This is a genomic window from Bordetella sp. FB-8, assembly GCF_000382185.1.
Taxonomy (GTDB): domain Bacteria; phylum Pseudomonadota; class Gammaproteobacteria; order Burkholderiales; family Burkholderiaceae_B; genus Bordetella.
Window position 1 is genome coordinate 1,816,075 of the sequence record NZ_KB907784.1, and the last position, 13,776, is coordinate 1,829,850.

Annotated in this window: 14 protein-coding genes; 7 read left to right on the forward strand and 7 right to left on the reverse strand. The window is 66.0% G+C overall.

Annotated features, from left to right (window positions below):
• Nucleotides 1-177 precede the first annotated feature (177 nt).
• The 3 genes from leuC to H143_RS0108690 are packed head-to-tail and all read left to right on the forward strand — an operon-like array spanning nucleotide 178 to nucleotide 3,644.
• A complete protein-coding gene (gene leuC / locus H143_RS0108680; RefSeq protein WP_019937845.1) occupies nucleotides 178-1,596 on the forward strand; it encodes a 3-isopropylmalate dehydratase large subunit in 1,419 nt (472 codons plus the stop codon).
• 3 nt (nucleotides 1,597-1,599) lie between these two features.
• Nucleotides 1,600-2,244: a 3-isopropylmalate dehydratase small subunit gene (gene leuD, locus H143_RS0108685; RefSeq protein ID WP_019937846.1), complete on the forward strand. Its 645-nt coding sequence runs from the start codon at nucleotides 1,600-1,602 to the stop codon at nucleotides 2,242-2,244.
• A 56-nt stretch (nucleotides 2,245-2,300) separates the two neighbouring features.
• Nucleotides 2,301-3,644, forward strand: a complete 1,344-nt coding sequence (locus H143_RS0108690) for an MFS transporter (RefSeq protein ID WP_019937847.1) — start codon at nucleotides 2,301-2,303, stop codon at nucleotides 3,642-3,644.
• 60 nt (nucleotides 3,645-3,704) lie between these two features.
• Here the strand turns inward: H143_RS0108690 and H143_RS0108695 are convergent, their stop codons facing one another.
• From H143_RS0108695 to H143_RS0108710, 4 genes are read right to left on the reverse strand one after another with little or no spacing between them, the layout of a single operon-like run.
• Nucleotides 3,705-4,325 carry a glutathione S-transferase family protein gene (locus tag H143_RS0108695; protein ID WP_019937848.1) on the reverse strand — a complete coding sequence of 207 codons (621 nt, stop codon included), beginning with the start codon at nucleotides 4,323-4,325 and terminating at the stop codon, nucleotides 3,705-3,707.
• A gap of 39 nt (nucleotides 4,326-4,364) precedes the next feature.
• On the reverse strand, nucleotides 4,365-5,021 hold the full coding sequence (gene ampD / locus H143_RS0108700) for a 1,6-anhydro-N-acetylmuramyl-L-alanine amidase AmpD (protein WP_019937849.1): 657 nt from the start codon (nucleotides 5,019-5,021) through the stop codon (nucleotides 4,365-4,367).
• Nucleotides 5,022-5,038: 17 nt separating this feature from the next.
• The gene (locus H143_RS0108705) at nucleotides 5,039-5,290 is read right to left on the reverse strand and encodes a PP0621 family protein (RefSeq protein ID WP_019937850.1); all 252 of its coding nucleotides are present in this window, start codon (nucleotides 5,288-5,290) and stop codon (nucleotides 5,039-5,041) included.
• Nucleotides 5,287-6,135 (reverse strand): inner membrane protein YpjD, encoded by an 849-nt coding sequence (locus tag H143_RS0108710; protein ID WP_019937851.1) that lies wholly within the window; start codon nucleotides 6,133-6,135, stop codon nucleotides 5,287-5,289. The genes H143_RS0108705 and H143_RS0108710 overlap by 4 nt, the downstream gene beginning before the upstream one ends.
• Nucleotides 6,136-6,265: 130 nt before the next feature.
• Between H143_RS0108710 and ffh the strand changes: the two genes are divergently transcribed.
• Entirely contained in the window at nucleotides 6,266-7,672 is a 1,407-nt protein-coding gene (ffh, locus tag H143_RS0108715; protein WP_019937852.1) for a signal recognition particle protein, read from the forward strand.
• Nucleotides 7,673-7,711: 39 nt separating this feature from the next.
• Here ffh and thiS read toward each other — a convergent pair whose 3' ends face one another.
• Genes thiS through trmB form a run of 3 tightly spaced genes read right to left on the reverse strand, consistent with a single transcriptional unit; the run spans nucleotide 7,712 to nucleotide 9,653 of the window.
• Complete coding sequence (gene thiS, locus H143_RS0108720) at nucleotides 7,712-7,912, reverse strand: sulfur carrier protein ThiS (protein WP_019937853.1); 201 nt, start codon at nucleotides 7,910-7,912, stop codon at nucleotides 7,712-7,714.
• Nucleotides 7,912-8,856, reverse strand: coding sequence for a prolyl aminopeptidase (gene pip, locus H143_RS0108725; RefSeq protein WP_019937854.1), 945 nt, complete (start codon nucleotides 8,854-8,856; stop codon nucleotides 7,912-7,914). Before pip ends, thiS begins: the two co-directional genes overlap by 1 nt.
• A 32-nt stretch (nucleotides 8,857-8,888) precedes the next feature.
• A complete protein-coding gene (gene trmB, locus H143_RS0108730; RefSeq protein WP_019937855.1) occupies nucleotides 8,889-9,653 on the reverse strand; it encodes a tRNA (guanosine(46)-N7)-methyltransferase TrmB in 765 nt (254 codons plus the stop codon).
• A gap of 290 nt (nucleotides 9,654-9,943) precedes the next feature.
• On the opposite strand from trmB, the gene H143_RS0108735 reads away from it, so the two are divergent.
• Genes H143_RS0108735 through H143_RS0108745 form a run of 3 tightly spaced genes read left to right on the forward strand, consistent with a single transcriptional unit; the run spans nucleotide 9,944 to nucleotide 13,771 of the window.
• Nucleotides 9,944-11,428, forward strand: coding sequence for a pyridoxal-dependent decarboxylase (locus H143_RS0108735; protein WP_019937856.1), 1,485 nt, complete (start codon nucleotides 9,944-9,946; stop codon nucleotides 11,426-11,428).
• A gap of 7 nt (nucleotides 11,429-11,435) precedes the next feature.
• Nucleotides 11,436-12,653 (forward strand): hypothetical protein, encoded by a 1,218-nt coding sequence (locus H143_RS0108740; RefSeq protein WP_019937857.1) that lies wholly within the window; start codon nucleotides 11,436-11,438, stop codon nucleotides 12,651-12,653.
• Between the two features lie 2 nt (nucleotides 12,654-12,655).
• The gene (locus H143_RS0108745) at nucleotides 12,656-13,771 is read left to right on the forward strand and encodes a phosphoserine transaminase (RefSeq protein WP_019937858.1); all 1,116 of its coding nucleotides are present in this window, start codon (nucleotides 12,656-12,658) and stop codon (nucleotides 13,769-13,771) included.
• The last annotated feature ends 5 nt before the right edge of the window (nucleotides 13,772-13,776 follow it).

Below are 13,776 nucleotides of genomic sequence, written 5' to 3' on the forward strand. Positions count from 1 at the left end.
GAGATGGCTGGCTTGTCGAAAAAGAAATGGCAGCTCGTCGGGACGGACGATAACATGCCCCGTCATTCGGCATGTATGGCGGTTTTATCGGGTATAGCCGGGTAGTCCGGCACCTGCCGAACGACCGCGAGCCCAAAGCCGGGAGACGGGCTGCCGGATAACACTTGCCGATTCGCGATGCCTCAGACACTATTCGAAAAAATCTGGCGGCGGCATGCCGTCCGGGAAAACGACGACGGCACGACATTGCTCTATGTCGATCGCCATCTGATCAACGAGGTGACCAGCCCGCAGGCTTTCGACGGCCTGCGCCTGGCCGGGCGCAGGCCGAGCCGGCCCGAGTCCGTGCTGGCCATGTCGGATCACAATGTTCCCACCACGGATCGCAGCCAGGGTTTGGCCTCCATTGCCGATCCGGTGGCGCGCGCGCAGGTGCAGGCGCTGCAGTCCAATTGCCGCGAGTTCGGGCTGACCGAATATCCGCTCGGCGACGCCAGGCAAGGAATCCTGCATGTCGTGGCGCCCGAGCAGGGACTGACCCTGCCGGGCACCACGCTGATCTGCGGCGATTCCCACACGAGCACGCACGGCGCCTTCGCCGCGCTGGCCTTCGGGGTCGGGACATCCGACATCGAGCATGCGCTGGCCACGCAATGCCTGCGCCTGGCGCGCATGAAAACCTTGCGGATCGCCATCGAAGGCGAACTGGCCGAGGGCGTCACGGCCAAGGACGCGGCGCTGGCGCTGCTGGGGCGCTTCGGCACGGACGTGGGCACCGGATATGCCATCGAGTACGGCGGCAGTACGGTGCGTGCCATGAGCATGGAAGCGCGCATGACCCTGTGCAATCTGTCCATCGAGGCGGGTGCGCGTTGCGGCATGGTGGCGGTGGACGAAACCACGCTGCGTTATCTGCGCGGCTGCCCCGGCGCGCCGCGGGGCGTGCCGCGTGAAGTGGCCGAGGCATACTGGCGCACGTTGCACAGCGACCCCGGTGCGGTCTTTGACGCCGAACTGACCCTGGACGCCGCAGATATCCGGCCTCAGGTGTCCTGGGGCACCACGCCCGGCATGAGCTGTTCGATCGACGGCGTCGTGCCCGATCCCGAACAGGAGGCCGATCCGATCAAGCGCGCCGGCCTGCGCAATGCGCTGGCCTATATGGACTTGGCCCCCGGCACCCGGATCGCGGACATCGCGCTCGACAAGATCTTCATCGGTTCCTGCACCAACGCCCGCATCGAGGACTTGCGCGATGCGGCGCGCTTCGTCAGGGGCCGCAAGGTGGCCGCGGGCATCGTGCAGGCGCTGGTGGTGCCCGGTTCGGGACTGGTCAAGCGTCAGGCCGAACGGGAAGGATTGGACGAGGTCTTCCGCCAGGCGGGCTTCGAATGGCGCGAGCCGGGCTGCTCGATGTGCCTGGGCATGAACGCCGACCGGCTCGGCCCCGGCGAGCGCTGCGCCTCGACTTCGAACCGCAATTTCGAGGGTCGGCAAGGGCGCGGCGGCCGCACGCATCTGGTCAGCCCGGCGATGGCCGCTGCCGCCGCCATCGCCGGACATTTCGTCGACGTTTCTCGTATTGACAGGCCCTAGACCATGCAGGTATTTACCACCTTGGAAAGCCGGGTCGTACCCATCGATCGGGCCCATGTCGATACCGATGCCATCCTGCCCAAGCAGTACATGAAAATGATAGGCCGTACCGGATTCGGTCCCTATCTGTTTGACGAATGGCGCTATCTCGATCCGGCCGAACCCGGCGACGACTGCGCGGGGCGGCGCCTTGTTCCGGGCTTCGCAATCAACCAGCCGCGCTATCAGGGCGCCGGCATCCTTCTGGGACGCGCCAACTTCGGCTGCGGCTCCAGCCGCGAGCATGCCGTCTGGGCGTTGGCTGAATGGGGCATCCGCGCGCTGGTCGCGCCCGGTTTCGCCGAAATTTTCCATGCCAACTGCCTCAAGAACGGCGTGCTGCCCGTCGTCCTGCCGCAGGGCGTGGTGGACGCGCTGTTCGAGGCCGTGCAGGCCACTGCGGGCTACACGCTGACCGTCGACTTGCCGGGCCAGGCCGTTGTCGAGCCGGACGGCAGGCGCCACGCCTTCGATATATCGGCCTTCAGCAAAGCCATGCTGCTTCAGGGGTTGGACGAGATCGGCGTCACGCTGCGGCACGCCGCCGAGATCGACGCGTTTGCCCGCGAGCGGCTGGCGCGGGAACCCTGGCTCGCGCGCGGCATGTAGCCGGGCCTCGCGCGGATTCGATACCTAAACCAATACAACACGTGTAGGAGATATACATGCAACCCGAGAGCACTCTGAAGGCATCGCCCGCGTCGTGGCATGCCAATCTGACGGCCAAGCATTGGCGCACACTCAACGGCGCCTTCCTGGGCTGGATCTTCGACGGCTACGAGGCGCTGGCCCTGATCGTCATCCTGCCCGCGCTCATGCACTCGGTGCTCACGCCCGCGCAGACGGCTTCGCGCCCCATCTACATCGGCCTGGTGATCGGCATCACGCTGCTCGGCTGGGGCATAGGCGGGCTGGTCGGCGGAACCATGGCCGACTACATCGGCCGCAAGCGCATGATGATGTGGTCGGTGTTTCTTTACGCCGTGCTCACCGGCTTTACGGCGCTGTCGCAGACCGTGTGGCAACTGAGTGCGCTGCGCTTTCTGACCGGCCTGGCCATGGGCAGCGAATGGAGTACCGGTATCGCCCTGATTGCCGAGACCTGGCCCAAGGAAGCGCGCGCCAAAGGCGCGGGCTTCCTGCAGTCCGGCTTCGGCTGGGGCACGCTGATCGCCGCGGTGATCTGGTATTTCCTGGGCAAGTTCGATCCCTTCGGCGCGGACAACTGGCGCGTGATGTTCCTCGTGGGCGCGCTGCCGGCCTTCTTCGTGCTCTATCTGCGCCGCGGCGTGGACGAATCCGAGAAGTGGATCGAGGCCGTGCGCAACAAACGCTGGGGTGCCACCGAGGGCGGCCTGTCGCAGAATGCCTCCGGCAAGCGGCCCTTGACCTTGAAGCAGATCTTCACCGAGCGCGAGGCCGCGCGCCGCATCGTACTGGCCACGGCGCTGTCCATCGTCACCATCGTGGGTTGGTGGGCCGTATCCAGCTGGTTGCCCGCCTACACGGCCTCAATTGCCGTCGCCGGCCACGTGGCCAACGTCCAGGGCTGGGTCTCCTCAGTCAACATCACCTATACCATCGGCGCGATCCTGGCCTATCTGGCCTCGGGTTTCATCATCGACGCGGTGGGCCGCCGCTGGTTTCTTTTCCTGACCTTCGCCGGCTCGCTGCTGACCACGATACTGGTCTATGCATGGGTCGACACGGTGCAGGGCATGCAGGTGGTGGCGCCCATCAACGGTTTTTTCACCCTGGGCTGCGCCTTCGGCTGGCTGGCCATCTACCCGGCCGAGCTTTTCACCTCGTCGGTGCGCTCCACCGCGGTCAGCTTCGTCTTCAACTCGGCGCGGCTGATCGCCTGGTTCTTTCCCATCCTGTCGGGTACGCTGATCAAGTCCTTCGGCGGCGTGTCCCAGGCCGCGCTGATCTTCGGCTCGGTGTATGTGCTGGGCATGATCCTGCCGTGGTTCCTGCCCGAGACCAAAGGGCGGGATCTGCCCGACTGATCCCTCAGGCCGCCGCCCTTGCGCCGCACGCAGGGGTGGCCCGTCGTGCCAGGGCAGATCTCACTTGAGCGGCAGCGTCAGGACGCCCTGCACCGCGGGCCGCATCATCAGGCGCCGGTACCAGGTCGACAAGGCCGGCGTGGCGGGGCGTTCCATTGGAAGGCCCAGCCAGCGATGCGCCGCGCAGCCCAGCGCGATGTCGCCCATCGTCATCTGCGTGCCGCCCACGAATTCCCTGTCCTGCAGCGTTTTTTCCAGTATCAGCGCCTTGGCGTTGGCCTTGGCGGTCGATGCCGCGATGGCGGCAGGGTCGCGCTTTTCCTCGGGGGTGCGCACCAGGCCCTGGAAGGCATGCAGCATGGTCGGTTGCCACTCCGTGGCCTGCCAGTCCATCCAGCGGTCGGCGTCGGCGCGCGCGCAAGGATCGGCAGGCCACAGCGTGCCTTCGCCGTAGCGCGAACTCAGGTAGCGGACGATGGCGTTCGATTCCCACAGCACGAAGCCGCCGTCGTCGATGACGGGTACCTGGCCGTTGGGATTCATGCGCAGGTAGTCGGGCGTTCCGACCACGCCGAATTGGCCGCCGGCCTCAATGCGTTCGTGCGGCAGCGCCAGTTCCCGCACCGCCCACATGACTTTCTGCACATTGACCGAAGTCAGACGGCCCCAGATTTTCAGCATGATAATTCCCGATGTGTGGCCGCGTCGGGCGGCCGGTTTTCAGAACGGCGGCATGGAGCGGCGAGCATAGCCGCTTTCATGGCCCAAGCGCAGCCAATCGAAGGCCGGACCGGGGTCGGTCTTGCGGCCGGGCGCGATGTGCTCGTGGCCGCGCACGTGGGTCAGGGGGTAGCGGCTGCGCAGCAGCGGCACCAAACGCGACAGGGTCTCGTATTGCCGGTCGTCGTAAGGCACGGTGTCCGCGCCTTCGACTTCGATGCCGATGGAGAAATCGTTGCAGCGTTCGCGTCCCCTGAAATGGGATGCGCCCGCGTGCCAGGCCCGGTCTTCGGTCGAGACGAACTGCAGCACGCCGCCGTCGCGGCGCACGAAGAAGTGCGCCGAAACCCGCAGGCCGCGCAGGCGTTCGAGCCAGGGATGCGCGCCGTAGTCGAGCCGGTTCAGGAACAGGTCGGCCACGCAGGGGCCGTCAAAGCGATTGGGCGGCAGGCTGATGTTGTGAATGACCAGCAGCGACACCGCGACGCCCGCCGGGCGCGCATCCGCGTTGGGCGAGGGCAGGCATTGCACGGAAGGATCGGGCCACGAATGGCCGGGCCACGAATGGCCGGGCCGCGTATGGCTGTGTCGCGATAGGCCGGGCCGCGACAGGCCGGGCCGCAGCCAGCCGTGGCGGTCCAATGCGAGGGTCTGCATGTCGGCTCTCGTGCGCCTTACGCCTGCCGGCCTGAGGCGGGCCCCCGCCGCGCATGGTCTTCGCAGCACCAGGTGCGCTTGCCGATCAGCAGGGCTTCCGAGCGGGGCATGTAGATGCCGCAGTGGGCGCAGCCCACCATGGACTCGATGCTTTTGGGTGCCTTGCCGGGCTGGGCGGCCGTGCGGCGGGCCGCCGCCTTGCGGGCGTTGTTCATGCGCGAGACGGTCATTGCCGCCAGAATGATCAGTAGCCAGGTAATGAATTTCATGTCAAGCCTCGATGCAGGATGACTTCGAGCACGAACCGGCTCCCCGTGTAGGCCAGGATCAGAAACACGAAGCCGGTCAGTGTCCAGCGCAGCGCCTGCTGGCCGCGCCAGCCTCGCAGGTGGCGGCCGGCCAGCAGGCCGCCGAACGTGACCCATGAGAGCACGGTGAACACGGTTTTATGGTCGAAGGGCAGGACGCGGTGTATGAGTTCCATCGATGCGACGGAGCCGGTGATCATCGCCAGCGTCAGCACGACAAAGCCCACGCCGATCAGCCTGAACAACAGCCTTTCCTGCACCAGCAGGGGCGGTTGCGCGTCCAGCACCAGGGCCAGCAGGCCGCGCCGCGCGTCCGCGGCTTCGTGCTGGCGCAGGTGCCGGTCCAGCAGCGACATGAGCATGGCCTGCAGGGCGGCGATCGTGATCAGGCCGTAGGCCGCCAGCGAAATGACCAGGTGAGCGCGCAGCCAGGTGTTGCCGGCATGCGGCACAATGAAGCCTTGCGGAAACAGCGCCGCCAGCAGCGTGGTCAGAAAGCCTGCCGGGATCAGCAGCAACTGCAGGCCGTCCAGTCGGATGAAGAAGCCCTCGATCCAGTACACCACCAGCCCCAGCCAGACGGCGGCCGACAGGGCCAGGGCCCATCCTATGAAAAGCTGGCCGTCCTGCTGCAGGCTCAGGTACAGGGCGACCGCCTGCAGCGCCAGGGCGCCGAGCAAGCACATGCGGGCGGTCTGTCCGACCTGTTCGGCATTGCCGTCGCGCAGCAGGCGGCGCGTGTGGCCCGCGCCCATCAAGGCATATGCCAGGGCCGAGATGGCGTGAAATACAATACCCAGCGACATAAAGAAGTACCCCCACGCTGCGCCTTTGGCTTGCTGCCCCCCGAGGGGGGCGGTTTTCACCTTGGGGCGGCCCGGCGGTAAAAAGGTTCCGGTTTAGCCGGTTAGTGTAAGCGTAACGCCTCTTTTTCCCATGCTCGATAATCTGACCCAACGACTTTCGCGCGTCGTCAAGACGCTGCGCGGCGAAGCGCGCCTGACCGAAGCCAACACCCAGGAGATGCTGCGCGAAGTGCGCATGGCCCTGCTGGAGGCCGATGTATCCCTGCCGGTGGTACGCGACTTCGTGGCTCGCGTGAAGGAAAAAGCCCTGGGCGAGGACGTGGTGGGCAGCCTGACGCCCGGCCAGGCCCTGGTGGGCGTGGTGCACAAGGAACTGGCCGGCCTGATGGGCGGCGACCTTGGTCCGGGCGCGGCCGAACTGTCCCTGGCCATGCAGCCGCCGGCCGTCATCCTTATGGCCGGCCTGCAGGGCGCGGGCAAGACCACAACCACCGGCAAGCTGGCCCGCTGGCTGGCCGAGGGTGGCCACACCAGCAACGGCCGGCCCACCGGCAAGAAGAAAGTCCTGGTGGTGAGCGCCGACGTCTACCGCCCGGCCGCCATCGATCAGCTCAAGGCCGTGGCCGCGCAGGCGGGCGTTGACTTCCTGCCGTCCGATCCGAGCCAGAAGCCCGAGGACATCGCGCGCAACGCGGTCGATCACGCCAAGCGCCATCACTACGACGTGCTCATTCTCGACACGGCCGGCCGCCTGGGCATCGACGAAGCGATGATGCGCGAGATCCGCGCGCTGCACGATCTGGTTCATCCCATCGAAACCCTGTTCGTGGTGGATGCCATGCAGGGCCAGGACGCGGTCAATACCGCGCGCGCCTTCGCCGATGCGCTGCCGCTGACGGGCGTGGTGCTCACCAAGCTGGACGGCGACGCGCGCGGCGGCGCGGCCCTGTCGGTGCGGCACGTCACCGGCAAGCCGCTCAAGTTCATGGGCGTGTCGGAAAAGCTCGACGGCCTGGAGCCTTTCCATCCCGACCGCATGGCGCAGCGCGTGCTGGGCATGGGCGACATCGTGTCGCTGGTCGAGCAGGCGCAGAAGAACATCGACATCGCCGAGGCGCAGAAGCTCGCGGCCAAGATTCAGTCGGGCAACAAGTTCGATCTCAACGATTTCCGCGACCAGATCGCCCAGGTCAAGAAAATGGGTGACATGAGTTCGATGCTCGAAAAGCTGCCGGCGCAGTTCCAGCAGGCGGCAGGCCAGTTGCAAAGCGGACAGGCCGAGAAGCAGATGCGCCGCACCGAGGGCATCCTCAACGCTATGACTCCGGGCGAACGCGCCAAGCCCGAACTCATCAAGGCCTCGCGCAAGCGCCGCATTGCCGCGGGTGCCGGTGTGCCGGTGCAGGAAGTCAACAAGATGCTCAATCAGTTCGAGCAGATGCAGGGCATGATGAAGATGATGAAGAAGGGCGGCATGGGCAAGATGATGCGCGCCATGGGGGCCATGAAGGGCCTGGGACGCTTCGGCGGGCGCTGAGGCGCCGGGCGGCGCCCCGGCCCGTCCCCGAAAGCCGGGTTAGCCGCCGCCCACGGCTACGACGATTTCGACCTGGTCGCCGTCCTGCAAAGACGTATCCATGTGCCGGCTCTTGGGCACGATCTCGCCGTTGCGTTCCACGGCAACGCGCCTGCCGGCGTAGCCCAGCAGCTCGATCAGGCCTGCCACGGCCAGGCCTGCGGGCAGTGCGCGCGGGGCGCCATTGAGGGTGATCTGCATCAGCGGCCCGCGTAGGTGTTCGTGGCTTGGATCAAGCGTGCCAGGATGCCGGGTTCGTCGAAGGCATGGCCGGCATCGGGCACGAGGTGAAAGACGGCTTGCGGCCAGGCCTTGTGCAGTTCCCATGCGGTGCGCGCCGGCGTGCAGGCATCGTAACGGCCCTGGATGATGGTGCCGGGGATGCCGTGCAGCCTGTGCGCGTCGCGCAGCAGCTGGCCGTCGCATTCCATGAAGCCGTCGTGTACGAAATAGTGATTCTCGATGCGCGCGAAGGCCAGCGCGTTCCGTTCGTCCGCGTGGCTTTGCTGGTGTTTGGCGCTGGGCATCAGGGTGATGGTCCTGCCTTCCCAGAGGCTCCAGGCCTTGGCGGCGCGCAGCCGTTCGACCGGGTCGTCGCCGGTGAGCCGCTTGCGGTAGGCCGCGATCAGGTCGCCGCGCTCATCGGATGGGATGGGCGCGAGAAAGTCTTCCCAATAGTCGGGAAAGAGCCACGACGCGCCTTCCTGGTAGAACCACCGCAGTTCCGCGCGGCGCAGGCCGAAGATGCCGCGCACCACCAGCTCGCTGACGCGCCCGGAGTGTTGTTGCGCATAGGCCAGCGCCAGCGTCGAGCCCCAGGAGCCGCCGAACACCAGCCACTTTTCCGCGCCCATGACGTCGGCGCGCAGGCGTTCCATGTCGGCCGTCAGATGCCAGGTCGTGTTGTTGTCGAGGCTGGCGTGCGGCCGCGAACGGCCGCAGCCGCGCTGATCGAAAAGCAGCACGTTGTAGCGCGTGGGGTCGAAGAGCCGCCTGTGCACCGGGGTGCAGCCGCTGCCGGGTCCGCCGTGCAGGAACACCGCGGGCTTGCCTTGCGGATTGCCGCACAGCTCCCAGTAGACCTGGTGGCCGTCGCCGGTATCCAGCATGCCTTTGCGATAGGGCTCGATAGGCGGGTACAGCATATGCCTTCCTTGATTGGATGACGGTGGCGCGTTCAGATGCGCTTGAAAATCAGATCCCACACGCCGTGACCCAGGCGCAGGCCGCGAGTTTCGAATTTGGTCTGCGGCCGGTAATCGGGGCGCGGCGCGTAGTCGGCGCAGGTATTGCGCAGCAGCGGCTCGGCGCCCAGCACGTCTAGCATCTGCGCGGCATACTCCTGCCAGTCGGTGGCGCAATGCAGGTAACCGCCTGGGGCAATGCGGCTGGCCAGCAGCGCCACGAATGCCGGCTGTATCAGGCGGCGCTTGTGATGGCGCTTCTTGGGCCAGGGATCGGGAAAATACACGTGCACCCCGGCCAGCGTCTCGGGGGCGATCATGTCGCGCACCACTTCCACGGCATCGTGCTGGACGATGCGCAGATTGGGAATGGCCGATTCTTCGATGCGGCGCAAAAGCGAGCCCACGCCGGCGTTGAAGACCTCCACGCCCAGGAAGTTGTCCTGCGGCCGGGTCAGGGCGATCTTCTCGGTGGTCTCGCCCATGCCGAAGCCGATCTCCAGGATCAGCGGCGCCTGGCGGCCGAAGGCGGCCGCGGCATCCAGCGGGCGCGGCGCGTAGGGCAGGGACCATTTGTCCAGCAGGTGTTCGAGCGCATCGCGCTGGCCCTGGGTGATGTGCCCGCGGCGGTGCACGAAGCTGCGGATGTGCAGGGTGCCCGGGCTGGCGGGCGCGCGGCCGGACGGGGCCAGCGCCGCTTGTACGCCGTCGGACAGGAGCGCAGGCGACTGGGATGGATCTGGGGTATTCGTACTCATGGGGCCGATTGTAGTCGGCCGCAGCGCTCTTCCGCCCGGCCTCAGGATGCCCGAACCCGTCACTTGCCATGTGCCTGGCATCAGAGCCGGATTGCGGATTTGATCCGAATGCCCCGCAGCGGATGCGAACCTTTTTGCCTGATTGACAGGGAATTTTCAGCCTGCGGCGATGCGCAATCCTAAAATCGCGAAATAAAGCCCATGTGGCCGTGCGTTCGGCGAATTTGAGCGCGAAATCAGATGGCAAGATGGCGGCAGGCTGCGCGAGGTGCGCGCGGCAAGGAAATTTCATGACCGGAAACGCCGTCGGCGCCGCTCCGAACCCGGACAGCCTGGACCCCGCCGATTGGACGGCCCTGCGACGCCAGGGCCACCAGATGCTCGACGATATGTTCGACTACTTGGCCACGCTGCGCGCGCGCCCCGTCTGGCAACCCGCCCCCGATTCCGTACGCCGGCGCTTTTCCCAGGATCTGCCGCGCAGGCCGTCCGACCTGGGTGAGATCCACCAACGCTTCATGACCGAAATCCTGCCCTACGGGATAGGCAATGTGCATCCCGGTTTCATGGGCTGGGTGCAAGGCGGCGGCACGGCCGTAGGCATGTTGGCTGAAACCCTGGCCGCGGGCCTCAACGCCAATGTGGGCGGGCGCAGTCAGATTCCGATCGAAGTCGAGCGCCAGATCACGCGCTGGATGCGCGATCTGTTCGGTTTCCCGGCGTCGGCCAGCGGCGTGTTCGTCACCGGCACGTCCACGGCAAACCTGATCGGCGTGCTGGTGGCCAGCCGCGCGCGGCTGGGCCTGCAGGTGCGCAGCCGCGGTCTGGCGGCGCAGGCGCAGCGGCTGGTGGCCTACGCCGCGGTCAGCGCGCACGGCTGCGTTGCGCAGGCCATGGATATTGCCGGCCTGGGCACCGATGCGCTGCGGCTGATTCCGCTCGATGCCGACTTGCGCATGCAGCCCCAGGCTTTGCGGGCCGCCATCGCCGCCGACAGGCAGGCGGGCTATACGCCGTTTCTCATTGTAGGCAGCGCCGGCACGGTGGACGTCGGCGCGGTCGATCCGCTGCCCGAGCTGGCCGACATCGCACAGCATGAAGGCGTGTGGCTGCATGTCGACGGCGCCTTCGGCGCGATGGCCATGCTGTCGCCCGAATTGGCGCCGAAGGTGGCGGGCATCGAACGCGCCGACTCCATCGCCTTTGACTTCCATAAATGGGTGCAGGTGCCTTACGACGCGGGTTTCGTGCTGGTACGCGACGGCCAGCAGCACCTGGACACGTTTGCGGCCGACGCCGCCTACCTCAAGCGCGAAACCCGCGGCATGGCCGGCGACTCGCCCTGGCCCTGCGATTTCGGGCCGGACTTGTCGCGCGGCTTTCGCGCCTTGAAGACCTGGTTCACGCTGCAGGTATACGGCGCCGACGCGCTGGGGCGCGCCATCGCCAACAGCTGCCGGGTGGCGCGGCATCTGGCTGCGCGCGTGCAGGCCGAACCGGTATTGGAACTGCTGGCGCCGGTGAGCCTGAACATCGTGTGCTTTCGCTACCTGCCCGCGGGCATCGATGGGCAGCAGGCGGACAGCCTCAATGCAGCCATCGTGGTGGCCTTGCATGAAGCAGGCGTTTGCGCGCCCTCGACCACGACAGTGAACGGCAGGCTGGCAATACGCGCGGCTATCGTCAACCATCGCACGGGCACGGCCGATGTCGATCACCTGGTCCAAGGCGTGCTCCAGATCGGCAACCGGATGGCGCTTGAGGCCTGTCTTTGATCAATCCATGACTACAGCATCCCATCTTCCGCTCATCGGCAAGTCCGAACTGATTACCCGCGCCTTTCGCAAGCAGGACTTGATCTGCCTGCAGCACGATCTGGTCAGGCGCCTCGACCAAGCGCCCGATGATGCCCACGCCATGCTCGATCTGTCCATGGTGCTGCTGCTCAATGGCCAGCGCGAGCAGTCGCTGTCCATGCAGGGCTATGCCTTGCAAGCCCAGCAAATCTATTTCATGCCGGCCAGACGTCAGCCGGTCACCCTCAGGCTTTTGGTGTTCGTGGGACCCGGCGATTTCATGGCCAACACGCCGCTGGAATTTCTGATCGCCGACTCCAGTATCGATCTGTACCTGTTGTACCTGGGACCCGGCATTCCGGTGCCCAAGTCCTTGCCGCCGCACGACGTGGCCATGGTCGCCGTGGGCGAGAACGTGGGCAATCGCAAGCTGCTGCAAGGCCTGGTCGAACCTTTGGGCAGGTGGCATACGCCGGTGCTCAATCTTCCCGCGAGGGTGCTCAGTACCTCGCGCGACGGACTGCATGCGGCCTTGCGCGGCGCGCCCGGCATCGTGTCGCCCGCGCTGGCGCGCACCGACCGCCTTGCGCTGGACGAGCTGGCACGCGGCGCGGCGAACCTGCAGGACATTTTGCCCGAAGCGCAGTTTCCCATTCTGGTGCGGCCCGTTGATTCCAATGCGGGTGAAAACCTCGAGAAAATCGACGCACCGGCCGAACTGTCGGCGTATCTCGGTACGTCGCCGGGCGACGATTTCTTCGTGTCCCAGTTCGTCGACTACCGCGGCCCCGACGGGCTCTACCGCAAGTACCGCATCGTGCTCATCCAGGGCAGGGCCTATCTGGGGCATATGGGCATCTCGCGGCGCTGGATGGTGCACTATCTCAATGCCGACATGCAGGAAAGCGCGGCCAACCGCGCCGAGGAAGGCGCGGCCATGCGCAACTTCGACCAAGAGTTCGGCGCGCGCCATGCTCAGGCTTTCCGCACCTTCCATGAAAGGGTGGGACTGGACTACCTGATCATCGATTGCGGCGAAACGCCCAGCGGCGAACTGCTTGTGTTCGAGGCCGATACCTGCGGCATCGTGCACGACATGGATCCCGAAGATCTCTACCCCTATAAAAAATCGCAGATGCACAAGGTATTCGCAGCCTTCCAGGCCATGCTCGCCGACTGCGCCGCGCGAGCCACAGGAGCCTGACCATGCTGGACGCTGTTCGACTGCGCAATGCCCGAAATTTCTCCGGGGGTCCGGGGGCCTTGCCGGAAACCATTCTTCAGCAACTGCATGAGTCCATGCTTTGCGTGCCGGAAGTCGGCATGTCGGTGTTGGGAATCAGCCACCGCTCCGAGTGGTTCGCCGCGGTGGTGGCCGAGGCCCAGCGCAATGTGCGCACGCTGCTGGGCCTGCCCGACGGATACCACGTGCTGTTCCTGCAGGGCGGCGCGACCCAGCAGTTCTTCACGTTTCCCATGGCTTTTTCGCGTCCGGACGGCCCGTCGCCCGAATACCTGCACACGGGCTACTGGAGCGGCAAGGCACTTGCCGCGGCCGCCAGCCGCCATCGCATCGAGGTGGCCTGGAGCGGCAAGGACGCCGGTTTCAAGGTGCTGCCCCGGGCACGGGACCTGACGCTTTCGCCCGAGGCGCCGTATTTTCACTACATCTCCAACGAGACGGTGGATGGCGTGCAGTTCCAGGAAACCATGGGCCGCGACGATGTGCCGCGCCTGTGCGACATGTCCTCCGATTTCCTCTCCCGGCCTTGCGAGGCGCAGCGTTACGACCTCATTTATGCGCATGCGCAGAAAAACCTCGGCCCTGCCGGCGTGACCATCGTGGTGATACGCGAGGCGCTGATGGACAAGGTGCCGCCGGGCCACCTGCCCGAGTTCATGGATTACCGCACCCATGCCGCGGCGCACTCCATCTACAACACGCCGCCGGTCTTTGCCATCTATGCCGTCATGCTGGCCACGCGCTGGCTGCGCGATGACGTGGGCGGCCTGGACAAAATGGATGCAATCAACCGCCGCAAGGCCGAGCTGCTGTATGCGGCCGTCGACGGCAGCGATGGTTTCTATCGCGGGCGGGCCGACGCGGCCTACCGTTCGATCATGAATGTCGTCTTCAACATGGCGACGCCCGAACTGGAAAAGCAATTCCTGCAGGCGTCCGCGCAGGCGGGTTTTTCCGGGCTGAACGGCCACCGCTCCGTCGGCGGAATGCGGGCTTCGCTTTACAACGGCGTGACGATCGAGGCCGTCGAGGCGCTCGTGCAATTCATGCATGATTTCCGCAAGCGGCATTGCGTCTGACGGTC